This is a genomic window from Mycobacterium shigaense, from assembly GCF_002356315.1.
Taxonomy (GTDB): Bacteria; Actinomycetota; Actinomycetes; order Mycobacteriales; family Mycobacteriaceae; genus Mycobacterium; species Mycobacterium shigaense.
Genome location: NZ_AP018164.1, coordinates 17,193 through 41,335, shown reverse-complemented (window position 1 = coordinate 41,335; position 24,143 = coordinate 17,193). Strand labels below are relative to the sequence as shown.

Sequence of the window (24,143 nt, the reverse complement as noted above, 5' to 3'; positions counted from 1 at the left end):
TGCGGCCCGTTAATCGCGGCGGCGCAATTTGTGCGCGAGCAGCTTCTCGATGGCCGCATCCAGGTCGCCGGGCGTCGGCACCTCGGCGGACGGGGTGTGACCCGCCGCCACGATCTCGTCCCGTATTTCCAGCAACGCTTTGAGCCAGGACACATCGGCCGTCAACAAAATGCCCTGTGCCAGCGTCGCGGCGTCGGTATCCATCGCCTCTTCGCTGAGGGCGACGCTGTGCATGTACCCGCCGCGGCACGAGCGGACAAGAATATGCCCACTCGGGTGAACCGTGTCGAAGGCGGGGTTGGCGTCCGTCATCGACCGCCGTCGACGACGCCGCCCAACTGACCGGCGGCATCTTCCTCGTGCTGGTCCCATGCCGCCGCCGAGAGATGCAGCTTGTGCGCCATCTCGGCGTGGTCCTCGGCTTGCTGCTGGTAGCACTGGCGTCTGAGCTCGAGTAGTTCGCGTCCGGCGTCGCGAAGTTCACCGAAGATGGGGCCCAGCGAGTCCAGGCTCTCCTGGATCGCCGCGTGCGACGACGGAATGGTGCGCAGGTAGTCGGCGGTCTCCTGATGGTGCGCGGCGGCGTCACGCAAGTGCGCGGGCACCACGTGGATTCGATCTGCCATCCGCTGTCTCCTGTTCCTGCGGCGCCGGCCGAGCCGGCGAGTTCACTATTGTTCCTAGGCCGACGTGGCCGCCGGCCGGGTCGGTGCCGGTGTGTCGGTCCCGGCCGGCGCGGTCGCCGACGTGGCCGCCGGCGGATGCTCCCAGCCTAGAAAGCTCGGCCCGCTTACGGTGGCGATGTGCTGAATCTGCCCATCGAGCAGCGCCTTGCCGTGGCCGAGGGCAAGCGCGTGACGGTCGGTGAAGATGCCGATATCGCCCGGTATGACCTGTACCGGGTCGATCGGATTACGCACCGCGGTTCCTGGCGCGGGAATGGTGATGCCCTGCTGGCTGAACGCGTCCGCGATCGGCGCACCGCCCGCGGCGGCCTTGATGGCCGCGGCCAATTCCGGGCTGGCGGCGGTTACCGTCTCGCCGTCGGGCAGCGTCACCGTCGTCGGGCCCGATGGTGGACGGTCGCTGTCGGCCGACGCGTCCTCGTCGCGTTCCTCGTCGTGGCCGACGTCTTCGGCGGCGGCGGAATCGTCTGTTGCCCCTGCGCCTTCAGCTGGCGGCGGCCCCTGGTCATCCGGACCCGCCGGCGCGGGATCGGCGCCCTCCAGCCGGCCGGGCAGCGGCAATCCGCCCGGCGGACTCCAGCCGGTCATCGTGCCGGCACCAGGCAGCGGTGCCACGCCCGCGTTGGGCAAGTTCGGCACGGTCGGCCCCGCCGCAGGCGCGGTGCCCCCGCCGGTGCCCTCGCCGAGCAGCCCCGGGTCGTCCGCCAGCAGCGAATCCAGCAGCGGATCCGTCCCGGCGTCGGCCACGGGCGCCGAGGCGGCCGTTCCCGCCGGTTCGGCATTGGCGGTGGCCGCGAGTCGCCGCGGTTCGTCGGGCGCGCTTTTCGAGGTGTCTTTCGAGGCGTCTTTCGAGGCGTCGTAGAGCGAGGTCCATGCGGCCATCAACGCCGACTTCGACGTGTCATCCAGGCTGGCGTTCAGCACCACCGCGCGGATGTCTCTGAGCTTGCCGATGAGGAAGCGCTGGAAGTCCCGCGCGCCCGCCGGAGTGTCCAGGTCCGAGCGCACCCGCACCGCCGCCTCGGTGTCCCGCTGCAACGTCGTCAGCGCGTCCCGGCCTTCGACGGTCTTCAGGTGCGCATTCATGATCGCCGACACCACTTGCAGATCGAGTTGGGAGCTCGCCGAATTCTGATGTGACAGAGCGGCTTCAGCGCCCGAGATGGCCTCGACGGCGGCGCCCTCCTCCCGGCCCGGTAGATCCGCCCCAGGCGGTGCCGCGGGGGCGCCGAACAGGTCCGGATGCTGCCGGCGGATCTTGGCCACAATCGGGGCCAGATCATCCGACCGGGTAGTCGGCGTGATCACGGCGGTCAGCTCGGCGGGAGTCAACCCCGCCTGCCACGCATTCGGATCACCGGTGCGGTCCCGCACGACCTTGACCGTTCCGAGCAATTCGTCATATGTCGACATCAGCCCGCTCAACAGCCCCGCGCCGCGTGCGGCCGTGACGCAACCCCTCCATGCCGGCCGACAGTAGTGCCGCCGATTCCCGCCGACAATTCACCTCGCGGCGGCTGTGAGCAAAACACCCGCACTCCATCCGGTTAGCCGTCCGGCGTCGTGTATTGCTCCCGGAGGCTTTCCAGCACAGCTGCTTTCGCGCGGTCCAGCTCGTGGGCGTCGGCGACTACCGCCGCGATCTCACGTTGCTTGGCGATCAAGAACTTTTGAAACTCCCGCGCCCCCACGGGCGTATCGACCGCGAGACGGGCCTGACCCGGCACCAGGCGATCGATCTCGTCGGCGATCGCGTCCAGTCTCCGGATGCTCTCGCGTATCGCCGCATGGGCGCTGGCAACTACTTCCGCGAGTACGCGATCGGCGTCGGAGACCGAACCATGTTGGCTGGCCAGCGCGGACTGCCGCGCCTGGATCGCTGCGAGCGAAGGTCCGGTTTGTTCCGACATGCGTTCACCTCATCATCATGGTCGCGCCGCGGCGGGCGGCCTTGGACTACTCATATCGGCCGGCGGATCGCAATGTTGCTGCCGAGGCGACTGATTCGCACCGAGGCACCTGAGTAGGGCGCTTCGACGACGAGGTTGTTGCCGATGGCCAGCTGCGCGTGTCCAGCATGCGGGAACACGAGATCCCCCGGCCTGACTTGCGAACGGGGTATCGGGATGCCGTCGTTGATCTGCTGATACGTCGTGCGGTCCAAATGGATCCCGGCCTGCGCGTAGGCCCATTGGACCAGCCCCGAGCAATCGAACTGTTCGGGGCCGGTCGCGCCCCAGACGTAGGGTCGGCCCAGTCTGGACAGCGCCGCGCGTACCGCGATCCCGGCGCGCCCGCTCGGCAGGGGCAGCCGTACGGGTGCCGAGCCGGGGCCGCGGTGCTGCAACGTCCGGTAACGCAGCACGCGTAGCGCCCTTGCGCGACGCCGGGCGCGCAGCCCGGCCGCCAAGATGTGCGCCTGCTGCGCGCGCAGCCTCGCGGTGCGACGGCGCATCGCTTCGCGCTGGGCCATCGGGGTGCTCGGGGCGGCCGCGGCATCGGCGCGCGCCTCGTCGAGAACGCCCTTGGTCAGCGCGTGGGCCCGGGCCCGATCCCGATGAGCGTCCGCGATGATGCGCGCCGCCGCGGCGTCAGTGCGTGCCGCCGCCTGCAGCCTCTCACGGCTTCCGCGTAACCGAAGTTGGTAACCGTCCTGCGTGACAAGGCTATTCATCCCGTCCGCACCCTGTGGCGGCCGGCCGGGGACGCCGAACGTCGGGGGTTCGGTACCGCCGACGAAAAGCTCATGAGCATGCCTCAATACTTCGAGGTCGCTTCCGGTCATTCGTCCCCCTCGCCGCTGTGTGCATCTGCCTTGTCCCCGGCCGTCGACTCGACCGCGTCGGTGAAAGCCCGGACGCGCGGGAGCGCCCCGGCGGGGATGACGCCGCGATTACGCATGTCCCACATGTCGTCGCCGCTCACGCCCAGCAACGCCGCGATGATCGCGTCCGGCAACGACGACTGGGCGCACGCCCGATCGAAGCGCGCGCTCAGGCTGCCGGGCATCCGCTCGAGCAGTGCGGTGCGCGTCGCCTCCAGTGCCTCGAGATGCTCCATCAGCCGGCCCGTCGAATCCGCGCCGGCATTCACCGCCACGCGCCACGAGCTGGCCGCCAGCATCTCCGCTTTCACGCACTGCGCGATCACAGAGAGAATATACGTCTCATATTCGTTTGATGTCGTCGCAGGCAACCTGTCGATGACCGATTTGAGGGCGTCGAGCTGTGCTTCGGCATAGCCTTCCAGCACGTCGGTGTCGCTGTGCCGGTCCACGACGACGGCTCCGGCGGGCCGCGCGGGCGGGCTGGCGGCGGGCTGGGCGGCGATCAACCGGGCCAGTTCGGCATCGGGATCGGCGGCCACCAGGAGCCGCGAATACGTCCCTGGGGGTAACCCCAGCCCGTTCTCCACCTTCTGAACAGTGCTTTTGTGCGGCTTGCGGGCACCGCGTTCCAGATAGCTCAGGCCCATGATGCTGACGCCCGTCGCGGCAGCGAGCTCCGCTAGTGACCAGTCATGCGACTCGCGCAACGCACGGATGGCCGCACCAGCCGATTCACGGCTCACCACGGGCTCCGGCCATAGGCCGGATATTACACAGCCACCCGTTCCGCCTAATGTATATACGCTTTTGTCACGTTTCTCTTGCGCATCGCCTCGCAATGTGTATATGCTTCTGTATATGTTTCAACGTGAGCAAGGAGACCGACGATGGGCAACCCGTGTGCAGCCAACCCGGAATTGTGGTTCGGCTACCCCGATGACGACGAAGGCGACGGCGCGGCCAAGGCGCGCGCCTACGAGCGCTCGGCCACCGAGGCCCGGCTCCAATGCCTGCGCCGCTGCCCCCTGGCCCAACAGCGCCGTTGCGCGCAGTACGCCATCGCGCACCGCGAGGAATACGGCGTATGGGCCGGCGTGAAGCTTCCCGGCGGGCAGTACCGCAAGCGTGACCAGCTCGCGCGCGCCCACGACGTCCTGCGGCGCATCGCCGCCGGAGAGATCAACTCCCGGCAGCTGCCCGAGAATGCCGCCCTGCTCACCCGACGCGAGCACGACGCCGTCCCGGCGCCGGCGGTGGTGCTGCATCTGCCCATCGCGCAGGTCGGTCCCCGCACCGCCGCCTGATCGGTGCACCGGGTGGCGTGAACGTTTGTTCACCGAGTTGGTGGGGTAGTCGATCGCGACGGACATCCGCCCGTCGACCCCAAAGGCGCATTTCATGACGTTCGACCTCACACCCACGGCAGCGCAACACGACCTCGCGCGACGCACGCACGAGTTCTCTGAGTCGGTGATCCGCCCGGTGGCTCTCGATTACGACCAGCGGCAGGAGTTTCCCTGGCCGGTCCTTGAGGAGGCAGCCCAACGCGGGTTCTACAGCCCGCTGTTCTATCGCGACCTGATCGGCGATCCGACCGGCGTGTCTCTGCCGATGTTCATGGAAGAACTGTTCTGGGGCTGCGCGGGAATAGGTTTGGCCATTGTCATGCCGGCGCTTGCGCTCTCGGCGATCGGCCAGGCCGCGTCCCCGGAACAGATGCTGCAATGGGCACCCGAATGTTTCGGAACCCCAGGCGATCTCAAGCTCGCGGCGTTGGCGATCTCTGAGCCGGAAGGCGGCAGCGACGTGCGCAATCTGCGCACCCGCGCCCGTCGTGACGGCGACGACTGGATCATCGACGGCCACAAGATGTGGATCGGCAACGGCGGTATCGCCGACGTGCACGTGGTCAATGCGGTCGTCGACGAGGAACTGGGTCATCGCGGTCAGGCCCTGTTCGTGGTCCCGGGCGGCACGCCCGGGCTGGACCTGGTGCGCAAGCTCGACAAGCTCGGGTGCCGGGCATCGCACACTGCCGAGCTGCGGTTTGACGGCGTCCGGGTACCGAGCGCCAATCTGCTTGGTGGACAAGACAAACTCGAACACAAACTCGCCAAGGCCCGCGAATTGGTGGCCGGAGTACAGCGGTCGGGCTCCGCGACGTTGGGCACCTTCGAGCAGACTCGCCCGATGGTCGCGGCCCAGGCGATCGGCATCGCGCGCGCGGCGTTGGAGTACGCGACGGCGTATGCCACCGAGCGGGAGGCGTTCGGTGGCCCGATCATCGACAACCAGGGCATCGCGTTTCCGTTGGCAGAACTGGCCACCCAGATCGACGCCGCCCGGCTGCTGACCTGGCGGGCGTCCTGGATGGCGGCCAACAACGTGCCGTTCGAGCGCGGCGAGGGTTCGATGTCGAAGATGGCCGCCAGCGAGGTAGCCGTCAAGGCCACCGAACGTGCGATCCAGACCATGGGCGGCTGGGGCTACATCACCGATCATCCGGTGGAGAAATGGTACCGAGATGCCAAGCTGTACACCCTCTTTGAAGGAACCAGCGAGATCCAGCGGATGGTCATCGCCAACGCCCTGGGGGCTGCGGTGGGCACGCCGCCACTGCACGTGGTCCTCGAGCCGTCCGGCGGACCGCTGAACCGGGCCTTCGGCCGCGGCGCACCGCTGCGATCCCGCGCTGCCGACACTGCGTTGTCGATGCGGGATCGGGTGCCCGATCCCGTCATGCGGCTGGCTATGAAGGTGCTGCGGCCACCCAGCCGGTAGCGGCGCCCGGTACCGTCGCGATTGACGGCGCTGCCCGGCAACCGCGTCAAAGGTGGACAGTGAGCAATCTCGAGACCGCACCGGCCGAATTCGCCTGCAGTGCGACAGCGGCCGCGGACATCGAGGTCCTGCATCCCCGCGAGGTGCCGCTGGGCGGACCGCGGGCGTTGCGGGTGCAACGCACCTTGCCCCAGGGCGACCGCTCGTTGATCGGAGCGTGGTGCTTCGTCGACCACTACGGTCCCGACGCCGCGCACATGGATGTTCCGCCGCACCCGCACACGGGATTACAGACTGTCAGTTGGCCGTTCAGTGGAGCGGTGGAGCATCGTGACAGCGCGGGGGTACACGCCCTGGTCCGCCCCGCCGAGCTCAATCTCATGACCGCGGGCGCCGGCATCTGTCATTCCGAGGTGTCGGTGCGATCCGACGCCATGTTGCACGGTGTGCAGCTGTGGATCGCGCTTCCCGACGCGCATCGCGGTACCGGACGCGGCTTCGCGCACTACGCACCCGCGCCGACTTCGCTGCCGGGCGCCGTGGCGCGGGTGTTTCTCGGATCACTCGCCGGCAGCCACTCACCGATCGAGACGTTCACCCCGCTGCTGGGCGCCCAGCTCGATCTCGACGGGGACGCGGCGGTCGAGATCGCCGCCGATCCGGCGTTCGAGCATGGGGTGCTGTGCGATGTGGGCGCGGTGGAAATGAGCGGGACGCTGTTGTCCGCCGCCGAGCTCGGGTACCAACGCGCCGGCCACCCCGCGCTGCGGTTCCGCAACGTCGGGGATCGGCCCGCCCGGGTAATGCTGCTGGGCGGAACGCCGTTCACCGAGGAGCTGCTGATGTGGTGGAACTTCGTCGGGCGCAGCCACGACGAGATCGTCCGCTTTCGTCAGCTGTGGGAGGCGGGCGACGGGCTCTTCGGCGACGTCGACGGGTACGACGGGGAGGTCGACCGGCTGCCCGCTCCGCCGCTTCCCACGACCCGGCTGCGCTCTCGACCACGCAATCGAACCGACCGCGAATCAGAAAGGGACTCCGAATGACTACCGACAAGACCGGCGCCGAAACGACCGTCACCGCACAGGACCGGACCTACACCATTGCCGTCGACGGCCAAACCGTCGGCCACGCGGACTTCGCCGACCGGGGCGATCAGCGGGTGTTCTACCACACCGTCGTCGATCCGGAGTTCGGCGGGCGAGGCCTGGCTACCATTCTTCTCGAAGAGGCGCTGGATTCCGCCCGGGACGCGGGCAAACGGATCGTGCCGGTGTGCTCCATGGTCGGCACCGTGCTCAAGAAGCACCCCGAATTCGACGACATCACCGACGCCGTCACCCCGGAGATCGTCGCCTGGTCTCAGTCGCAATAGCGCGGTGGAAACCCGGCGTCGGTCGACGGTGGTGGCCGCCCGGCTTTACTGAGGACCGAGGTGCGGCACCGGCGCCGTCGTCCCGTAGCTAAATCGCCGTCGCCGCGATTAGGCGAGCATAGCGATTCGGAGGACAATGCGTCGTGACTTAACGTGTTGTGGCAGGACGGCTGGGTAAATCGGGTACTCACGTTGGCAGGCATCCAGTAAACCTCGGGGGGTGAACCGACCCCCCAGCCAACTCGCGGTCTCGGTGAGCAAAATTGTTGACTCAGGTGGCCGGGCCCGGCAATGGCGTCGTGTTGGTTTGCCGTTTACCCACGGGGCCAGCGCCGGACCCGCTCGATCGGAGGGAAACGTGGACTTCGGAGTTCTGCCGCCGGAGATCAACTCTGCGCGCATCTACGCCGGACCTGGCTCCGGACCGATGCTCGCCGCCGCGTCCGCATGGAAATCTCTTGCCGCCGAGCTGCACTCGACCGCAACCTCCTACCAGTCGACGATTGCTGAGCTGATCGCCGGGCCCTGGCTCGGACCGGCCGCAGCAACGATGGCCGCCGCGGCCGCGCCGTACGTGGATTGGATGAGAATCGCCGCCGAGCAGGCCGAGCAGACGGGCAGCCAGGCCATCGCGGCGGCCGCCGCGTATGAAGCCGCCTTCGCGGAGACGGTGCCGCCGCCGGTGATTGCGGCCAACCGCGCCCTGTTGATGCAGCTGATCGCGACGAACCTGCTCGGGCAGAACACCGCGGCGATCGCGAACACTGAGGCGCAGTACGGCGAAATGTGGGCCCAGGACACCGCTGCGATGCGTAGTTACGCGACCGAATCGGCGTCGGCCAGCTCGCTGACCCCGTTCGGGTCGCCATCCTCGAACACCACCGCCGACGGCACGGCCGATCAGGCCGACGCGGTCGGCCAAGCCGCCGTCAGCCCAGCCGGCAACGCACAGCAGACCATCCAGCAGACCTTCTCCGCGGTGCCCAACGCCCTGAACAACCTGGCCGATCCCGCGGCGCCTTTTCCGGGGTTCACTTCTCGTGACCTGCTGGGGCTGCTCGCCGACCTGAGTGCGGTCTTTGTCGACCCCGAACTCGGGGCGACGGGGCTTGCTGCCGACACCTCACTGGGTACGACCGCACTTCCCTACGACGTGGGCGGGTATTGGACCGGTGTCCACACCGACGACATCGTCAGCGGCTGGGCCGGCGTGCAGCCCTGGCCGGGCAACGCACCCGCGCCGCCGACTTCGTTTCCGGTGATCAACGACCCGGCCTCGATCGTTTCCGGGCAATTCCGACATGCGCCGTCGGTCGGGCGATTGTCCGTCCCGCCCGCCTGGGTGGCCGCGGCCCCCGAGTTGCGCGCGATGGCGGCGGCCCTGCCGGCCACGACGGTCGGCGCCGCGGCGCCGGCGGGCGGCGCCAGCGCAGGCAGCCTGTTCAGCCAGATGGCCCTGGCGAGCATGGCCGGGCGCGCCATGGCCGGCACGACCGGGGGCGGTGGACCGGGCATCCGGGAACGCATCGGGATGGCCGCGCCCAAGTCGAAGGACGCGCCGCCCGCTGAGTCGGCCGAGGCGCGGCCGATGCCGTTGGGCGGCCCGATCACGAGCATTGCGGCCGAGCTGCGGGAGCTGGCCTCGCTGCGGGACGCGGGGATTCTCACCCAGGAGGAATTCGAGGAGCAGAAGCAGCGGCTGCTCCCGCGTGATCCGTAGCCGTCGGACCTCGCTACCTCAAATGTGCACTGCCGTCTTGCAATTCGTCACGGCGTAGACCCATCGGCGTGACGGGCAGCACGTCACCGCCGGCGACCACGGCCCGGGTGATCGGCGTCAGCGCCTGGAACAACGCCTCCACCTCGTCGTCGCCCAGCGCGTCGAGAGCCGACAGGGCGAGTTCGTCGGTGGTCGATTCGAGACTCTCCTTGAGCTGCCGCCCGGCCGCTGTCAGCGACCCGTCCTCGGTCAGCAGTCCCCGCTCGGCCAATCGTTGCTCGTGCCGGCGCCAGGCTTCGTCGTCGTAATCGCGGGTGCGGGCGATGTAGTCGCGTGGAACCCGGCCCGCCGCGGCATGCAGCACGTTGGATTCCCGGCCCGAGACACCGGCGGCGGTCAACGCCGCGACATGTGCGTCGCCACGCTGCTCGCGCAGCAGGGTGGTGGCATGCCACAGCGCGGCCAACGGATCGTCGGGCCACGGCAGCGCCCGGTTGGCCGCGAACAAGGGTCGCCCGTCGAGCGGTGCGCGGCGCGCCGCCTTACCCGCCAATTCTGCGGCGGCACTGACGTTTTCGTCGTCGCTGATTCCGTAGCGACGCAGCGCGGCGACCGCCGAGTCCTGCCGGGCGCGCAATGCGGCCTCGGGTCCCGCGATCTGCCAGGCCGACGGCAGCGCTTTGGCCACGCGTTCGGGGGCGAAGTTGTAGAAGACCGCGGTCACCACCTCCGGCGGCACCATGCCCAGCGGCGCGGAGCGGGCGGCGAAGTAGCCCATCCAGAAGCCTCGGTAACCCAGCCCGTCCAGGGCGGTCCGCGCCTCCGGCGCGAAGTACGTCACCGCGTGGATCGGTTCGTATCGATCGAAGAAGCGTCGCGCCAGCCCGGGTTCCCTGCGCACGGTTGCAGTTAATCACTCGACCGTGTGACGACGAGGGCGGGCACGGGGAACCCGCTTCGCGGTCGGCAGTTCATCGAACTGCTCCGGGGCAATTCCGCCCAGTTGTGCGTCGAAGTCACATGGCGTCAATACAGCTGACACCTGCCGTCGTCGTCACGTCGCGCCCGTAGGCGAGGATGGGTGTCCGACGGTGCCGTTGGAGGCAGCTACGACTGGATCTGAAAGTAGCCGAGTTGCTCGGCGCACTTGGTGCAGATGGTTTTGACCCAGACGCGGCGTCTCCGCAGCGTTCGCAGGTGATCGCCGAGGCGCGTGGGGCGTCGTCGATGATGGCATACATGGCGTCAAACAGTTCTGAGCTTGCGTCGTTGCTGCTGGGCCAGAAGTAGTAGCACAGGGTGCCGAACTTCTCATTGATCTGATGCACCCGGTAGTCGGGATCAAGCCGGGCCAGTTGTGCGTCGGTGGCGATGACGAGGGGGTACCAGCCGGCGTCGATGCTGAGCCAGCGGCCGCAGTTGTTGGGGATGCGTTGCCCGTCAGGGGTTCGCGACGGTCCTCGACGTCCTTAGGCGACAATTGCACGGGTGAGCATTCCGGACCCTGAGGCGTTCACCCGCAGTTGGCTTGATGCCTGGAACGCCCATGACGTGGAGCGAGTGCTGCAGCATTTCGCTGACGACGTTGTCTTCACCTCCCCAGTCGCGGTCCGTGTCCTCAACGACAGTAACGGCGTTGTGCGCGGCAAAGATGCGTTGCGCGCCTACTGGTTGGCTGCTCTGCAGCGTATTCCCGACTTACACTTCGAGCTGATCGGCGTGTATGTCGGCGTCCAGGCCATCATCATCAACTACCGCAACCAAACAGGCGCGATGGTCAACGAAGTGCTGATCTTCGATGAGACGGGTCTGATACGTGAAGGTCATGGGACTTACGTCGAAGAGATTCTCGAGGATTAGTTGATGCGCGTTTTCACCGTGGACTGTTTCGCGGAACGCGCATTCGCGGGTGCTCCGGCGGCGGTCTGTCTGCTCGATTCGGGATGGCCTGCGACTGAGTGGCTGCAACTCTTAGCTGCGGAGTTCAATTTGCCAGCGACTGCGTTTGTGCGTCGCGATCACGCGCAGTTCGAGCTGCGCTGGTTCGGCCCCCGAACCGAGCTAGCCCTGTGCGGCAGCGGGACACTGGCTGCCGCCCACATCCTCTGGGAGACCAGCGACCTGGAACCCACCCTGGCCTTCCAAACGTGTGCGGGTGTCCTCGGGGCGCGCCGGGAACCCGATCAGCAGATCACCTTGGATTTCCCCTCTGATCAAGTGCAGCCCGTGCCGATGCCGCCCACTGTGGTTGCCGCACTTGGCGTTAACCCTCTGCACGCGGCACGCGGACGACTCGACTTACTCGTTGAGGTCGACTCCGCTATGGCGGTGCGCACGCTCACCCCCGACCTGGTGGCGCTGGCTGCTCTTCACACGCGCGGTCTCATTGTGACCGCGGAAGGCGAGGCTGGCATCGATTTTGTGTCTCGTTTCTTTGCACCAGCAGTCGGCATCAACGAGGACCCCGTGACCGCCTCAGCGCATTGCACCCTCGGCGCCTATTGGGCCAACAAGCTCGGCAAGGTCTCCATGACCGGTCTTCAAGTTTCGGCTCGATCCGGCCACATCGGCGTACATCTGCATGGTGGTCGCGTGCATTTAACCGGTCGAGCGGTGACCGTCACTCGCGGTGATCTGGTTGTCCACGAAGGCTCCGTCTAGCGTTCACCTCGCACCGCGTCTCATTTTTGCAGAAACGGGCCCCTCAGATCCCATGTCATATCAGCAGTCATTTGGGTTGGGGCGACGCAAAGAGGCCGTCAGCTGTTGTGGTGAACGTGCAGGATCGCGGCCGCGAAGGCGTCGGGGGCTTCCTGGGGTACGTTGTGCCCGGCTTGCACGTGGTGGACGTCAAGCAGCCCAGGCAAGCGCCACTCGTGAGCGGCGCGGGACGGCACGAAAGGCACCATGGTATCGCGTTGTGGATCGATCACCACAGTTGGCACCGAGATGGGCGGCTGAGTGCTGATCTCGTCCTCGAGCGCTTGGTAGGCCGGGTCGCCGGCGACCAACCCGTAGCGGTGCCGGTAGGAGTGCACGACGACGTCGACGAAGTCGGGATTCTCGAATGAGACTGCGCTAGCGTGGAATTCGGCATCACTAAACAACCAGTCCGGTGACCATTCCTGCCATAACTGTCGAGCGAACTCTCGGCGGTAACGGCTCAAGCCGGCTCGACCACGCTCACCATGCAGGTAGTACTGGTACCACAGCCGCCGCTCGAACTCAGGCGGTGCTGGCGTGGCTGCGGCTGAGATGTGTTGCACGTTGTACCCCGACACACTCACTAAGCCGCGCACCAGCTGCGGCCATAACGCCGCGGCCACGCAGGCCGCCCGGCCCCCCCAGTCGAATCCCGCCACGATCGGTGCCGATAGCCCCAGCGCGCCGAGAAGTTCACGCAGGTCCGCTCCCAGCGCAGCCTGCTGCCCCGAGCGTGGAGTCATTCCGTCGATAAACCGAGTAGGCCCATAGCCACGCAAGTACGGAACGACCACAACGGCTCCAGCCGCAACCAAAGCCGGAGTGACCCGGTCATAGCAGCGCACGTCGTAGGGAAATCCGTGGAGTAACACCACCGGCCAGCCCCCGGGATCCCCATGTTGTTCGAAGGCAACCTCGAGTACCCCAGCCCGCACCGTTGTCACCGCGCCCATCGCGCCTACCCTGCCCGCGCACTACCGAAATAGCCAACCACGGAACCGAAGCGCGGCCCGACAATGACATCGCCAGGTCGGCCGACCACCCTTTTCTGAAACCCAGGTAACAGGAATCGGGTCACTACCGACCCTGCCGGCGCTCAGCATGGACATAGCGATTTCTGGCCCTCAGTGTCGCCTGGAAATGGTCGATCAGCGCCGCGCGATCCCACGTCCACGCTGACGCCCCGATTTCCCGGAAATCCGGTGCCAACACGTTCAGCAACTGGTCAGACCGCTGCAGCGCAGCCACCACATCAACCCCGAACGAAACTACTGGCGCAACCAAAACAAAACCCGGCCGATGGCCGGGGAGCCTCTAACCCATGACGCGACTCATCTGTCACCTATGACTCGACTCATCACAAATAGTGGGCGAAGGGGGACTTGAACCCCCACGTCCCGAAGGACACTGGCACCTGAAGCCAGCGCGTCTGCCATTCCGCCACTCGCCCGGGGAAAACAACCGATGGACCATATCACTCTAGTGGCCGCTCGCCCCAACCGCCGCGGCGGGCCATTCGCCGACGAGCCGCTCGGCCAACCCCGGGTTTTTGAGCTGCGCCCATCCGATTCTCAGGATTTTTCCGGTGACGCCGTGCGGCGGTGTCCCGATAACATGCTGGGGGTGACGCGACACGCGCGTGAGGCGTTTGCCCCGCGACGACGATATACCGCGATAAGTGCGGGGGAGCGCTAGGGCATGGGTAGCCAAAAGGGGCTTGCCGCGCGGATCGAGCGCAAGCTCGAGGCCTCTGTCGGCGACGTGTTTGCCCGGCTGTTCGGGGGATCGGTTGTCCCCCAAGAGGTTGAAGCCTTATTGCGTCGGGAAGCCGAAGACGGTGTGCGGCCGCTTCAGGGAAATCGCCTTTTGGCGCCCAATGAATACATCATTACCCTCGGTGTGCACGACTTTGAGAAGGTGCGGGCCGATCCGAACCTCACGCCGAGCTCTTTCGCGAGGTACTTGGCTGACTATATCGATGAACAGGGGTGGCAAACGTATGGTGATGTGGTCGTCAGGTTCGAGCGGTTGCCGAATCTGCATACCGGCCAGTTCCGCGCCCGCGGTGCTGTTAACCCCGATGTCGAGCCCCGCCCTACCCTCAGCGATTCCGCCCGGCCACAATCAAGGCAGGCGTTCACCGCAGAACCAGGAGTACCACCGATGACTGACAACTCGAGCTACCACGGCGGTCAGGGGCAGGGGCGGCCCGGCGACGAATACGACCGCTACGGGCGGCCGCAAGACGAACCGCGCGGTGGCCAGGACCCTCAGGGCGGGCAGGAAGCCCGCGGCGGCTACCCCGACCAACAGCAAGGCGGCTACCCAGCCTCAGGCGGCTACCCACCCGGCCAGGGCTACGACCAGCGCGGCGGCTACCCCGACCAACAGCAGGGCGGCTACCCGCCCCAAGGCGGCCAACAAGCCCCCGGCGGCTACCCGGCGGCCGGCGGCTACGGCGGCCAGGGTTATGACCAGGGTTATCGGGGACAGGGCGGTGGTTACCCACCTCCCGGCGGCCAGCAGGGCTACGGCTCTCCTGGTGGCGGCTACAACGAATACGGCCGCGGGCCCACTCGCCAGGACGAGGGCTACGCGCCCCAAGCAGCACCGGAGCAGCCTCGGCCGGGGTACCCCGAGCAGGGCGGCTACGACCAGGGCTACCAACAAGGCAGCCAGGGATACGGACAGCCGGATTACGGCCAATCGGGCGGCGACTACACCCAATACGCCGAGAGCGCCCCGCCCCCCGGCTACGACCAGGGCTACCAGCAGGGCGGTGGCTACCCCGAGACCCAGCACCGCGAGTACGAATACGGGCAATCCGCCGACTACGGGCAGGCCGGGGACTACGGCCAGCAGGCGGGCGGCGGCTACGGCGGTTACGGCGGCTACGGATCCGCCGGCACCGCGGTCACCTTGCAACTCGACGACGGCAGCGGCCGCACTTACCAGTTGCGCGACGGCTCCAACATCGTCGGGCGCGGACAAGACGCCCAGTTCCGGCTCCCCGACACCGGCGTCTCGCGCCGGCACCTGGAGATCCGCTGGGACGGGCAGGTCGCGCTGCTGTCCGACCTCAACTCCACTAACGGCACCACCGTCAACAACGCACCGGTACAGGAGTGGCAGTTGGCCGATGGCGACGTGATCCGTTTGGGCCACTCGGAGATCATCGTTCGGATTCACTGATCGCACTGGGCTCAGCTGCCGTGCTTCGCCCCGCGCCGACCACCGTCCAAGTATCGTGACGTTGCTGATGTGCTCGGTGTCACGGGTTCGAGGTGCGACGTCAGGACGGAAAGGACGCCAGATGCAGGGACTGGTACTGCAGCTGACGCGCGCCGGATTTCTAATGTTGCTATGGGTATTCATCTGGTCTGTCTTGCGGATCTTGAAGACCGACATCTACGCGCCGACCGGAGCCGTCATGGTGCGCCGCGGCTTGGCGCTGCGCGGCACGTTGCGGCCCTCGCGTCAACGCGGTCACGCCGCGCGCTATCTGGTGGTCACCGAGGGGGCGCTGGCGGGTGCGCGCATCACACTCGGCGGGCAGCCGGTGTTGATCGGCCGCGCCGATGACTCGACGCTGGTGCTGACCGACGACTACGCCTCGACGCGGCACGCCCGGCTGTCTCAACGCGGCTCGGAATGGTACGTCGAGGATCTAGGATCGACCAACGGCACTTACCTTGACAGGGCGAAGGTGACGACAGCGGTACGAGTTCCAATCGGAACGCCGGTTCGGATCGGCAAGACGGCAATCGAGTTGCGCCCGTGACCCTGGTCCTGCGATATGCGGCCCGCAGCGATCGGGGCCTGGTACGCGCGAATAACGAAGACTCGGTGTACGCCGGCGCACGACTGCTGGCCTTGGCCGACGGCATGGGCGGACACGCCGCGGGCGAAGTCGCGTCCCAGTTGGTGATCGCCGCGCTGGCCCATCTCGACGACGACGAACCCGGTGGGGATCTGCTCGCCAAGCTCGACGCAGCGGTGCGTTCGGGCAACGCGGCCATCGCGGCGCAGGTCGAGATGGAACCCGACCTCGAGGGGATGGGCACCACACTCACCGCAATCCTGTTCGCGGGCAACCGTCTTGGACTGGTCCACATCGGTGATTCGCGCGGGTACCTGCTCCGCGACGGCGAACTGACCCAGATCACCAAGGACGACACGTTCGTCCAGACGCTGGTCGACGAAGGCCGGATCACCCGGGAAGAGGCCCATAGCCATCCCCAGCGGTCGTTGATCATGCGGGCGCTGACGGGCCACGAGGTCGAGCCCACCCTGACGATGCGCGAGGCGCGCGCCGGCGACCGCTACCTGCTGTGTTCGGACGGGTTGTCCGATCCGGTGAGCGACGAAACCATACTTGAGGCGTTGCAGATTCCCGATGTTGCCGAAAGTGCTTATCGTCTAATCGAATTGGCGCTGCGCGGCGGCGGCCCCGACAACGTGACTGTCGTGGTTGCCGACGTCGTCGACTACGACTACGGCCAGACCCAGCCGATTCTGGCCGGCGCGGTCTCGGGTGAAGAAGACCAGCTGACGCTACCCAACACCTCCGCCGGCCGGGCTTCTGCCATCGGCGCCCGCAAGGAGGCAGCCAAACCCGTTGTGCCACAAGACGAAGCTGCTACCCGTCCGCGCTGGCCGCGACGGCGTATGTTTATCCTCGGCACGCTGGCCGTCCTCCTGGTGCTCGCCGGCGTGGCCATCGGTCGGGCCATCATCCGCAGCAATTACTACGTTGCCGAATACAGTGGCATGGTGTCGATCGTGCGGGGAATTCAAGGCTCCCTGCTGGGCATGTCGCTGCACGAGCCTTATCTCGTGGGATGCCTCGACGCCCGCAACGATTTATCGGTCATCAGCTATAGCCAATACGGCAGCCACCACGACTGCCACGTCGTGCAGTTGCAGGATCTGCGCCCCGCCGAGCGCGCGCAGGTCCAGGCCGGACTCCCGGCCGGCACCCTCGACGACGCGGAAGCGCAATTGCGCGAGCTCTCCGCCAATTCCCTGCTGCCCCCGTGCCCGCCGCCTCGCGCCACCTCGCCTCCGGGCTCGCCCGCCCCGATGACCAGTGCGACACCCCAGCCAACCGGCACGGCACTTCCGGCCTCCCCCAGCGGCCCAACGAGCAGCTCGATTCCAGGCGGCCCTCCCGCCAGCACCACCCCAGCAGCGCCCGCGACCAGGTCGCCCACCGCCACCTCCCAGACGGTGACCGCGCTTCCACCACCCCCACCGCAGCCGGGCATCGACTGCCGGGCGGTGGCATGACCACACAAATCCAACCACCGGTCGCGGTCACTCCGCCGCTGCCCACCAGGCGCAATGCCGAGCTGGGGTTGCTGTGCTTCGCCGCGGTGATCACCGTCGCCGCCTTGCTCATCGTCGAGGCAAACCAGCAGCGCGGCCTGCGCTGGGACCTGACCGGCTACGGATTGGTCTTCCTACTCGTGTTCGGCGGTGCGCACCTGACGATCAGGCGCTTCGCCCCCTATACCGACCCTCTCCTGCTACCAATTGTCGCGCTGCTCAACGGACTTGGCTTGGTGATGATCCACCGGCTCGATCTCGTCACCAACGAGCTCAGCGGCCGCCGCCATCCCAGCGCGTCCCAGCAGATGTTGTGGACCCTGGTCGGCGTCGCCGTCTTCGCCCTCGCCATCACATTCTTGAAGGACCACCGCCAGCTTGGGCGCTACAGCTACATCTACGGGCTCGCGGGTCTGATCTTCCTGGCGATCCCCGGCGTGCTGCCGGCGTCGCTGTCCGAGCAGAATGGCGCCAAGATCTGGATTCGCTTCCCGGGCTTCTCGATTCAGCCCGCGGAGTTCTCCAAGATTCTGCTGCTGATCTTCTTTTCGGCGGTACTGGTCGCCAAGCGTGGTCTGTTCACCAGCGTCGGCAAACACCTGATGGGTATGACCCTGCCCCGCCCGCGCGATCTGGCACCGCTGCTGGCCGCCTGGGTGATCTCGGTGGGTGTCATGGTGTTCGAAAAAGACCTCGGCACTTCGCTGTTGCTCTACGCCTCGTTCCTGGTCGTGGTTTACCTTGCCACACAACGATTCAGCTGGGTCGTCATTGGTTTGGTGCTGTTCACCGCGGGCAGCGCGATCGCGTACTTCGTTTTCGAGCACGTCCGCATCCGCGTGCAGATGTGGTGGGACCCGTTCGCCGACCCCGACGGCCACGGGTATCAAATCGTGCAGTCGCTGTTCAGCTTTGCCACCGGCGGCATCTTCGGCACCGGCCTGGGTAACGGTCAGCCCGACACAGTGCCGGCGGCATCGACCGATTTCATCATCGCCGCGTTCGGCGAAGAACTCGGGCTCGTCGGTCTGGCGGCCCTGCTCATGCTCTACACGATCATCATCGTGCGCGGCTTGCGCACCGCGATCGCGTCGCGCGACAGCTTCGGCAAGCTGCTGGCCGCGGGCCTGGCCTCGACACTGGCCATCCAGCTGTTCATCGTCGTCGGCGGGGTCACCCAGCTCATCCCGCTGACCGGGCTCACCACGCCGTGGATGTCCTACGGCGGGTCGTCACTGCTGGCGAACTACGTGCTGCTGGCCATCCTGGCCCGCATCTCGCACAGCGCCCGTCGCCCGTCGCGCAACCGCGCCCGTGACACCTCGCCGATCGCGGCGGCCGGCACCGAGGTGATCGAGCGGGTATGAACACGTCCCTACGCCGGATCTCCATGACCGTGATGGCGTTGATCGTGCTGCTGCTGCTCAATGCCACGATGACCCAGGTCTTCGCCGCCGACAGCCTGCGTTCGGATCCGCGCAACCAGCGGGTGTTGCTCGACGACTACTCCCGCCAGCGCGGGCAGATCATCGCCGGCGGCCAGCTGCTGGCCTACTCGGTCGCCACCGACAGCCGCTACCGGTTCCTGCGGGTTTATCCCAAGCCCACGGTCTACGCCCCGCTCACCGGCTTCTATTCACTGCGCTATTCCAGCTCAGGCCTGGAGCGTGCCGAGGATCCGGTGCTGAACGGCTCCGATGAGCGGCTGTTCGGGCGCCGGCTGGCCGACTTCTTCACGGGCCGCGATCCGCGGGGCGGCAATGTCGACACCACGATCAACCCGCGAGTTCAACAGGCCAGCTGGGACGCGATGCAGCAGGGCTGCGGTGGCCCGCCGTGCAAGGGAGCCGTCGTCGCCCTGGATCCGTCCACCGGCAAGATTTTGGCCATGGTGTCCTCGCCCTCCTACGACCCGAACCTGCTGGCGTCGCACGATCCGGAGGTGCAGGCGCAGGCCTGGCAGCGGCTCCGCGACGACCCCAACAACCCGCTGGTCAACCGGGCCATCTCGGAGACCTATCCACCGGGCTCCACGTTCAAGGTGATCACCACCGCGGCGGCGTTGCAGGCCGGTGCCACCGATACCGAGCAGTTGACGGCGTCCCCCAGCATTCCGCTGCCGGGCAGCACGGCGACCCTGGAGAACTACGGCGGCACGCCCTGCGGCGGCAGCGAGGCGACGGTGTCGCTGAGCCAGGCCTTCGCCCTGTCCTGCAATACCGCCTTCGTCCAGCTGGGCCTTCTCACCGGCGCCGACGCGCTGCGCAGCATGGCGCACTCGTTCGGCTTGGACAGCAACCCGAGCGTCATCCCCCTACAGGTCTCCGAATCGACCGTGGGCCCAATCCCGGACGCCGCCGCGCTGGGCATGTCGAGCATCGGGCAGAAGGATGTCGCCCTCACGCCGCTGGAAAACGCTGAGATCGCGGCTACCATCGCAAACGGCGGGGTAACGATGCAGCCCTACTTGATCGACAGCCTCCGGGGGCCAGACCTGGCCGTCATCAGCACCACCACGCCCTACCAGCAGCGCCGCGCTGTCTCGCCGCAGGTCGCCGCTAAGCTAACAGAGCTGATGATCGGCGCCGAGAAGGACGCGCAGCAGAAAGGGGCCATTCCCGGCGTGCAGATCGCATCCAAGACCGGTACTGCGGAGCATGGAACGGACCCGCGCAACACGCCGCCGCACGCGTGGTACATCGCCTTCGCGCCCGCACAATCGCCGAAAGTCGCCGTGGCGGTGCTAGTGGAGAACGGTGCCGATCGGCTGTCGGCGACCGGCGGCGCGCTGGCCGCACCGATCGGGCGCGCCGTCATCGAAGCCGCACTGCAGGGGGGCCCATGAGCCCGCGCGTTGGAGTGACGCTGTCCGGCCGGTACCGGCTGCAGCGCCTGATCGCCACCGGCGGCATGGGCCAGGTCTGGGAGGCGGTGGACAGCCGGCTGGGCCGGCGGGTCGCGGTCAAGGTACTCAAGGGGGAGTTCTCCCAGGACCCCGAATTCATCGAGCGGTTCCGCGCCGAGGCGCGCACCACGGCAATGCTCAACCATCCCGGGATCGCCGCCGTGCACGACTACGGCGAAAGCCAGCTGGACGGGGAGGGCCGCACCGCCTATCTGGTGATGGAGCTCGTAAATGGCGAGCCGCTGAACTCGGTGCTCAAGCGCACCGGGCGGCTGTCGCTGCGCCACGCCCTGGACATGCTCGAGCAAACGGGCCGCGCCCTACAGGTCGCGCACGCCGCCGGGCTGGTGCACCGCGACGTCAAGCCCGGGAACATCCTGATCACGCCGACAGGACAGGTCAAGATCACCGACTTCGGCATCGCCAAGGCGGTCGACGCCGCACCGGTGACCCAGACCGGCATGGTGATGGGCACCGCCCAATACATCGCGCCCGAACAGGCGCTGGGCCACGACGCCACCCCCGCCAGCGACGTCTACTCGCTGGGAGTTGTTGGCTACGAGGTGGTTTCGGGCAAGCGCCCATTCACCGGTGACGGGGCGTTGACGGTGGCGATGAAGCACATCAAAGAACCGCCGCCGCCGCTGCCGCCCGAGCTGCCGCCCAACGTGCGCGAACTCATCGAGATCACACTGGTGAAGAACCCCGGCATGCGCTATCGCAGCGGCGGACCGTTCGCCGACGCGGTCGCCGCGGTCCGGGCTGGCCGGCGGCCGCCGCGGCCCAGCCAGTCGCCGCCCCCGGGACGCGCCTCACCGGCATCCATCCCGTCGACCCAGCAGGCCCGCCCCACCCCCGTGGGCGGCCGCACCCCGCCCCCGCGCCGAACCAGCCCGTCGGGCCGGGGTCACCGGCCGCCCCCGGCGCGCCGCACGTTCTCGTCGGGGCAGCGCGCGCTGTTGTGGGCCGCCGGGGTGCTCGGGGCGCTCGCGATCATCATCGCCGTGCTGATCGTCATCAATTCCAAGGCGGACACGCAGCAGCAACAGCAGCCGACGGTTACCGACACCGGCACGCCACCGGCCAGCGGCGCACCGCCGCCGTCGAAGACGCCGAACGGTTCCGCGCCCCGCCTGCGGCTGGATTGGACGGATGAGGCGGCGATACGTAATTCTGGTGTCCAGAGCAGGCCGCCCCCACTGGGCTGGGCACACCCCTTGACGCCCACCCGGTCGGCGGCCGGACCCGAGATAGCGCAATGACCACCCCGCAACACCTGTCCGATCGCTACGAACTCGGCGACATCCTCGGTTTCGGGGGCATGTCCGAGGTTCACCTGGCTCGCGACGTCCGCTTGCACCGCGACGTGGCGGTCAAGGTGCTACGCGCCGACCTGGCCCGCGATCCCAGCTTCTATCTGCGTTTCCGCCGCGAGGCGCAGAACGCCGCCGCGCTGAATCACCCGTCGATCGTCGCGGTGTACGACACCGGTGAGGCCGAGACGCCCAGCGGCCCGCTGCCCTACATCGTCATGGAGTACGTCGACGGCGTCACCCTCCGCGACATCGTGCACAACGACGGTCCGCTGCCGCCGCGCCGGGCCATCGAAATCATCGCCGACGCGTGCCAGGCGCTGAACTTCAGCCACCGCAACGGCATCATCCACCGCGACGTCAAGCCGGCGAACATCATGATCAGCACGACCAACGCGGTCAAGGTGATGGACTTCGGCATTGCGCGCGCGATCGCCGACAGCGGCAACAGCGTCACCCAGACCGCGGCCGTGATCGGGACCGCCCAGTACCTCTCGCCCGAACAGGCCCGCGGCGAAACCGTGGACGCCCGATCCGATGTCTACTCGCTGGGCTGTGTGCTCTACGAAATCCTTACGGGGGAGCCCCCTTTCGTTGGGGACTCGCCCGTCGCGGTCGCCTACCAGCATGTGCGTGAGGACCCGGTCCCGCCGTCGAAGCGGCACGCGGGCATATCCGCGGACTTGGACGCCGTCGTCCTGAAAGCCTTGGCCAAGAACCCAGACAACCGCTACCAGACCGCCGCCGAGATGCGGGCCGATCTGGTGCGGGTGCACAACGGCGAGCCGCCCGAGGCGCCCAAGGTGTTCACCGACGCCGAACGGACCTCGCTGCTGGCGGCCGGTCCCGGCGGCCCGCCGCGCACGGAGGCGCCGCCCCGCCACAATCTCGACAACGGTGACCGCGATCCCGCCGGTTCGGTCGGCCGCTGGGTGGTCGCGGTCGCGGTGCTCGCGGTCCTGACGATCGTCGTGGTCATCGCGTTCAACACCTTCGGCGGCAGCACCCGCGACGTCCAGGTCCCCGACATGCGCGGGCAGGTGTCGGCCGACGCCATCGCCGCGCTGCAAAACCGTGGCTTCAAGACCCGCACCCTACAGAAGCCCGACTCGTCGATTCCGCCCGACCACGTCATCAGCACCGACCCCGGCGCCAATGCGTCAGTGGGTGCGGGCGACGAGATCACCATCAACGTGTCCACCGGCCCAGAGCAACGCGAGGTGCCCGACGTGTCGTCGCTGAGCTACTCCGACGCCGTCACCAAGCTGAAAGCGGCGGGATTCAGCAAGTTCAAGCAGGCGAACTCGCCGTCGACGCCGGAGCTGCTGGGCAAGGTGATCGGGACCAATCCGCCGGCCAACCAGACCTCCGCGATCACCAACGTGATCACTGTGATCGTCGGTTCCGGACCGGAGACCAAGCAGATCCCGGACGTGGCCGGGCAGACCGTCGACCTCGCCCAGAAGAACCTCACCGTCTGGGACTTCACCAAGGTCACCCAGACGCAGGTGGACAGCACCCGCCCGGCCGGCGAGGTCATCGGAACCAATCCGCCCAAGGGCCAGACGGTTCCGGTCGATTCGATCATCGAGTTGCAGGTGTCGAAGGGCAATCAGTTCGTGATGCCCGACCTGAGCGGTCAGTTCTGGACCGACGCCGAGCCGCGGCTACGCGCCTTGGGCTGGACCGGGGTGCTCGACAAGGGGGCCGACGTCGATGCGGGCGGTTCCCAGAGCCACCGCGTGGTGTATCAGAACCCGCCGGCCGGCGCCGGGGTCAACCGCGACGGCGTCATCACGCTGAGGTTCGGTCAGTAGCGGCGGGATCGGCAGGCAGGTGCGGCCGAACCGCGGCCCGCACCTCGTTCTCCAGGCGGCGCACCAGGGTGTCGTCGCGCGACCAGCCGCAGTACGTCAGCCAGTTCCCCAGCATCCGGTGGCCGCCCTCGGTCAGGATCGATTCCGGGTGGAACTGCACACCGTGGATCGGCAACTCCGTGTGGCGCACGCCCATGATCACCCCACTGCGGGTGTGGGCCGTGACCTCCAGCGCCGCCGGCAGCGACTCCGGCAGGATGGTCAGCGAATGATACCGCGTCGCCGTGAAAGGGTCCGGAAGTCCTTGCAGCACACCGACATTCGTGTGTATAACGCTGCTGGTTTTGCCATGCAGCAACTCGGGCGCGCGGTCGACGGACGCTCCGAAAGCCACGCCGATGGCCTGGTGGCCCAGGCATACGCCAAGCAGCGGGGTGCGTGCGGCGGCGCACGCGTGCACGAGGGGGATCGACGCGCCCGCGCGTTCCGGGGTGCCCGGGCCGGGGCTGAGCAGTACGCCGTCGAACTGCGCGGCGGCGGCGTGCTCGTCAGCAGAGTCGGACAGCCGGGCGTCGTCGTTGCGCCACACCTCGGCCTCGACCCCGAGCTGTCCCAGGTACTGCACGAGGTTGAACACGAAGCTGTCGTAGTTGTCGACAACCAGGATCCGCATCGTCATAGGTTACCG

Annotated in this window: 23 protein-coding genes and 1 tRNA gene; 14 read left to right on the top strand and 10 right to left on the bottom strand. The window is 67.5% G+C overall.

Going from position 1 to position 24,143, the window contains the following annotated elements:
- Window positions 1-9: 9 nt before the first annotated feature.
- The 6 genes from MSG_RS00210 to MSG_RS00185 all read right to left on the bottom strand — a co-directional run bounded on the left by MSG_RS00210 (window position 10) and on the right by MSG_RS00185 (window position 4,256).
- Window positions 10-312, bottom strand: a complete 303-nt coding sequence (locus tag MSG_RS00210; RefSeq protein ID WP_096436070.1) for a DUF2694 family protein — start codon at window positions 310-312, stop codon at window positions 10-12.
- Window positions 309-626, bottom strand: a complete 318-nt coding sequence (locus tag MSG_RS00205; RefSeq protein WP_096436068.1) for an ESX-1 secretion-associated protein — start codon at window positions 624-626, stop codon at window positions 309-311. The genes MSG_RS00210 and MSG_RS00205 overlap by 4 nt, the downstream gene beginning before the upstream one ends.
- 54 nt (window positions 627-680) lie before the next feature.
- A complete protein-coding gene (locus MSG_RS00200; protein ID WP_096436066.1) occupies window positions 681-2,099 on the bottom strand; it encodes a DUF4226 domain-containing protein in 1,419 nt (472 codons plus the stop codon).
- A 134-nt stretch (window positions 2,100-2,233) separates the two neighbouring features.
- Window positions 2,234-2,596 (bottom strand): DUF4226 domain-containing protein, encoded by a 363-nt coding sequence (locus tag MSG_RS00195; protein WP_096436064.1) that lies wholly within the window; start codon window positions 2,594-2,596, stop codon window positions 2,234-2,236.
- Between the two features lie 50 nt (window positions 2,597-2,646).
- Window positions 2,647-3,471 (bottom strand): C40 family peptidase, encoded by an 825-nt coding sequence (locus MSG_RS00190; protein ID WP_096436062.1) that lies wholly within the window; start codon window positions 3,469-3,471, stop codon window positions 2,647-2,649.
- The gene (locus tag MSG_RS00185; protein WP_096443848.1) at window positions 3,468-4,256 is read right to left on the bottom strand and encodes a helix-turn-helix domain-containing protein; all 789 of its coding nucleotides are present in this window, start codon (window positions 4,254-4,256) and stop codon (window positions 3,468-3,470) included. The genes MSG_RS00190 and MSG_RS00185 overlap by 4 nt, the downstream gene beginning before the upstream one ends.
- Before the next feature lie 144 nt (window positions 4,257-4,400).
- Here MSG_RS00185 and MSG_RS00180 point away from each other — a divergent pair, with 144 nt between their 5' ends.
- The 5 genes from MSG_RS00180 to MSG_RS00160 all read left to right on the top strand — a co-directional run bounded on the left by MSG_RS00180 (window position 4,401) and on the right by MSG_RS00160 (window position 9,389).
- Window positions 4,401-4,817: a WhiB family transcriptional regulator gene (locus tag MSG_RS00180; RefSeq protein ID WP_096436060.1), complete on the top strand. Its 417-nt coding sequence runs from the start codon at window positions 4,401-4,403 to the stop codon at window positions 4,815-4,817.
- A gap of 94 nt (window positions 4,818-4,911) precedes the next feature.
- A complete protein-coding gene (locus MSG_RS00175; RefSeq protein ID WP_096436058.1) occupies window positions 4,912-6,294 on the top strand; it encodes an acyl-CoA dehydrogenase family protein in 1,383 nt (460 codons plus the stop codon).
- Between the two features lie 59 nt (window positions 6,295-6,353).
- A complete protein-coding gene (locus tag MSG_RS00170; protein WP_096436056.1) occupies window positions 6,354-7,340 on the top strand; it encodes a pirin family protein in 987 nt (328 codons plus the stop codon).
- Complete coding sequence (locus tag MSG_RS00165; RefSeq protein ID WP_096436054.1) at window positions 7,337-7,669, top strand: GNAT family N-acetyltransferase; 333 nt, start codon at window positions 7,337-7,339, stop codon at window positions 7,667-7,669. Before MSG_RS00170 ends, MSG_RS00165 begins: the two co-directional genes overlap by 4 nt.
- A 358-nt stretch (window positions 7,670-8,027) precedes the next feature.
- The gene (locus tag MSG_RS00160; RefSeq protein ID WP_096436052.1) at window positions 8,028-9,389 is read left to right on the top strand and encodes a PPE family protein, SVP subgroup; all 1,362 of its coding nucleotides are present in this window, start codon (window positions 8,028-8,030) and stop codon (window positions 9,387-9,389) included.
- 13 nt (window positions 9,390-9,402) lie between these two features.
- Here MSG_RS00160 and MSG_RS00155 read toward each other — a convergent pair whose 3' ends face one another.
- Entirely contained in the window at window positions 9,403-10,290 is an 888-nt protein-coding gene (locus MSG_RS00155; protein WP_096436050.1) for an SCO6745 family protein, read from the bottom strand.
- 587 nt (window positions 10,291-10,877) lie between these two features.
- Here MSG_RS00155 and MSG_RS00150 point away from each other — a divergent pair.
- Together MSG_RS00150 and MSG_RS00145 are read left to right on the top strand one after the other, a co-directional pair.
- A complete protein-coding gene (locus MSG_RS00150) occupies window positions 10,878-11,249 on the top strand; it encodes a nuclear transport factor 2 family protein (RefSeq protein WP_096436048.1) in 372 nt (123 codons plus the stop codon).
- Window positions 11,250-11,252: 3 nt separating this feature from the next.
- Window positions 11,253-12,050 carry a PhzF family phenazine biosynthesis protein gene (locus MSG_RS00145; RefSeq protein ID WP_096436046.1) on the top strand — a complete coding sequence of 266 codons (798 nt, stop codon included), beginning with the start codon at window positions 11,253-11,255 and terminating at the stop codon, window positions 12,048-12,050.
- A gap of 98 nt (window positions 12,051-12,148) precedes the next feature.
- Here the strand turns inward: MSG_RS00145 and MSG_RS00140 are convergent, their stop codons facing one another.
- Complete coding sequence (locus tag MSG_RS00140; protein ID WP_096436044.1) at window positions 12,149-13,045, bottom strand: alpha/beta fold hydrolase; 897 nt, start codon at window positions 13,043-13,045, stop codon at window positions 12,149-12,151.
- A 414-nt stretch (window positions 13,046-13,459) separates the two neighbouring features.
- A tRNA-Leu gene (locus MSG_RS00135) sits at window positions 13,460-13,542 on the bottom strand.
- 248 nt (window positions 13,543-13,790) lie between these two features.
- Here MSG_RS00135 and MSG_RS00130 point away from each other — a divergent pair.
- The 7 genes from MSG_RS00130 to pknB all read left to right on the top strand — a co-directional run bounded on the left by MSG_RS00130 (window position 13,791) and on the right by pknB (window position 23,455).
- The gene (locus MSG_RS00130; protein ID WP_096436042.1) at window positions 13,791-15,284 is read left to right on the top strand and encodes an FhaA domain-containing protein; all 1,494 of its coding nucleotides are present in this window, start codon (window positions 13,791-13,793) and stop codon (window positions 15,282-15,284) included.
- Window positions 15,285-15,405: 121 nt separating this feature from the next.
- Window positions 15,406-15,873, top strand: coding sequence for an FHA domain-containing protein FhaB/FipA (locus MSG_RS00125; RefSeq protein WP_096436040.1), 468 nt, complete (start codon window positions 15,406-15,408; stop codon window positions 15,871-15,873).
- On the top strand, window positions 15,870-17,381 hold the full coding sequence (locus tag MSG_RS00120; RefSeq protein WP_096436038.1) for a PP2C family protein-serine/threonine phosphatase: 1,512 nt from the start codon (window positions 15,870-15,872) through the stop codon (window positions 17,379-17,381). The genes MSG_RS00125 and MSG_RS00120 overlap by 4 nt, the downstream gene beginning before the upstream one ends.
- Window positions 17,378-18,787, top strand: coding sequence for an FtsW/RodA/SpoVE family cell cycle protein (locus MSG_RS00115; RefSeq protein WP_096436035.1), 1,410 nt, complete (start codon window positions 17,378-17,380; stop codon window positions 18,785-18,787). The genes MSG_RS00120 and MSG_RS00115 overlap by 4 nt, the downstream gene beginning before the upstream one ends.
- Window positions 18,784-20,265 carry a D,D-transpeptidase PbpA gene (pbpA, locus tag MSG_RS00110; protein WP_096436033.1) on the top strand — a complete coding sequence of 494 codons (1,482 nt, stop codon included), beginning with the start codon at window positions 18,784-18,786 and terminating at the stop codon, window positions 20,263-20,265. The genes MSG_RS00115 and pbpA overlap by 4 nt, the downstream gene beginning before the upstream one ends.
- Entirely contained in the window at window positions 20,262-21,587 is a 1,326-nt protein-coding gene (locus MSG_RS00105; protein ID WP_232011127.1) for a serine/threonine-protein kinase, read from the top strand. The genes pbpA and MSG_RS00105 overlap by 4 nt, the downstream gene beginning before the upstream one ends.
- On the top strand, window positions 21,584-23,455 hold the full coding sequence (pknB, locus tag MSG_RS00100; RefSeq protein ID WP_096436031.1) for a Stk1 family PASTA domain-containing Ser/Thr kinase: 1,872 nt from the start codon (window positions 21,584-21,586) through the stop codon (window positions 23,453-23,455). Before MSG_RS00105 ends, pknB begins: the two co-directional genes overlap by 4 nt.
- Here pknB and MSG_RS00095 read toward each other — a convergent pair.
- Window positions 23,433-24,128 (bottom strand): aminodeoxychorismate/anthranilate synthase component II, encoded by a 696-nt coding sequence (locus tag MSG_RS00095; protein ID WP_096443846.1) that lies wholly within the window; start codon window positions 24,126-24,128, stop codon window positions 23,433-23,435. The two genes, pknB and MSG_RS00095, sit on opposite strands and share 23 nt — an antisense overlap.
- Between the last annotated feature and the right edge of the window lie 15 nt (window positions 24,129-24,143).

What these genes read in the sequence shown, in the direction of transcription:
- MSG_RS00210 (WP_096436070.1), bottom strand. Translation starts at nt 312, where the DNA reads ATGACGGACGCCAACCCCGCCTTCGACACGGTTCACCCGAGTGGGCAT.
- MSG_RS00205 (WP_096436068.1), bottom strand. Translation starts at nt 626, where the DNA reads ATGGCAGATCGAATCCACGTGGTGCCCGCGCACTTGCGTGACGCCGCC.
- MSG_RS00200 (WP_096436066.1), bottom strand. Translation starts at nt 2,099, where the DNA reads ATGTCGACATATGACGAATTGCTCGGAACGGTCAAGGTCGTGCGGGAC.
- MSG_RS00195 (WP_096436064.1), bottom strand. Translation starts at nt 2,596, where the DNA reads ATGTCGGAACAAACCGGACCTTCGCTCGCAGCGATCCAGGCGCGGCAG.
- MSG_RS00190 (WP_096436062.1), bottom strand. Translation starts at nt 3,471, where the DNA reads ATGACCGGAAGCGACCTCGAAGTATTGAGGCATGCTCATGAGCTTTTC.
- MSG_RS00180 (WP_096436060.1), top strand. Translation starts at nt 4,401, where the DNA reads ATGGGCAACCCGTGTGCAGCCAACCCGGAATTGTGGTTCGGCTACCCC.
- MSG_RS00175 (WP_096436058.1), top strand. Translation starts at nt 4,912, where the DNA reads ATGACGTTCGACCTCACACCCACGGCAGCGCAACACGACCTCGCGCGA.
- MSG_RS00165 (WP_096436054.1), top strand. Translation starts at nt 7,337, where the DNA reads ATGACTACCGACAAGACCGGCGCCGAAACGACCGTCACCGCACAGGAC.
- MSG_RS00145 (WP_096436046.1), top strand. Translation starts at nt 11,253, where the DNA reads ATGCGCGTTTTCACCGTGGACTGTTTCGCGGAACGCGCATTCGCGGGT.
- MSG_RS00140 (WP_096436044.1), bottom strand. Translation starts at nt 13,045, where the DNA reads ATGGGCGCGGTGACAACGGTGCGGGCTGGGGTACTCGAGGTTGCCTTC.
- MSG_RS00130 (WP_096436042.1), top strand. Translation starts at nt 13,791, where the DNA reads ATGGGTAGCCAAAAGGGGCTTGCCGCGCGGATCGAGCGCAAGCTCGAG.
- MSG_RS00125 (WP_096436040.1), top strand. Translation starts at nt 15,406, where the DNA reads ATGCAGGGACTGGTACTGCAGCTGACGCGCGCCGGATTTCTAATGTTG.
- MSG_RS00115 (WP_096436035.1), top strand. Translation starts at nt 17,378, where the DNA reads ATGACCACACAAATCCAACCACCGGTCGCGGTCACTCCGCCGCTGCCC.
- pbpA (WP_096436033.1), top strand. Translation starts at nt 18,784, where the DNA reads ATGAACACGTCCCTACGCCGGATCTCCATGACCGTGATGGCGTTGATC.
- MSG_RS00105 (WP_232011127.1), top strand. Translation starts at nt 20,262, where the DNA reads ATGAGCCCGCGCGTTGGAGTGACGCTGTCCGGCCGGTACCGGCTGCAG.
- pknB (WP_096436031.1), top strand. Translation starts at nt 21,584, where the DNA reads ATGACCACCCCGCAACACCTGTCCGATCGCTACGAACTCGGCGACATC.
- MSG_RS00095 (WP_096443846.1), bottom strand. Translation starts at nt 24,128, where the DNA reads ATGCGGATCCTGGTTGTCGACAACTACGACAGCTTCGTGTTCAACCTC.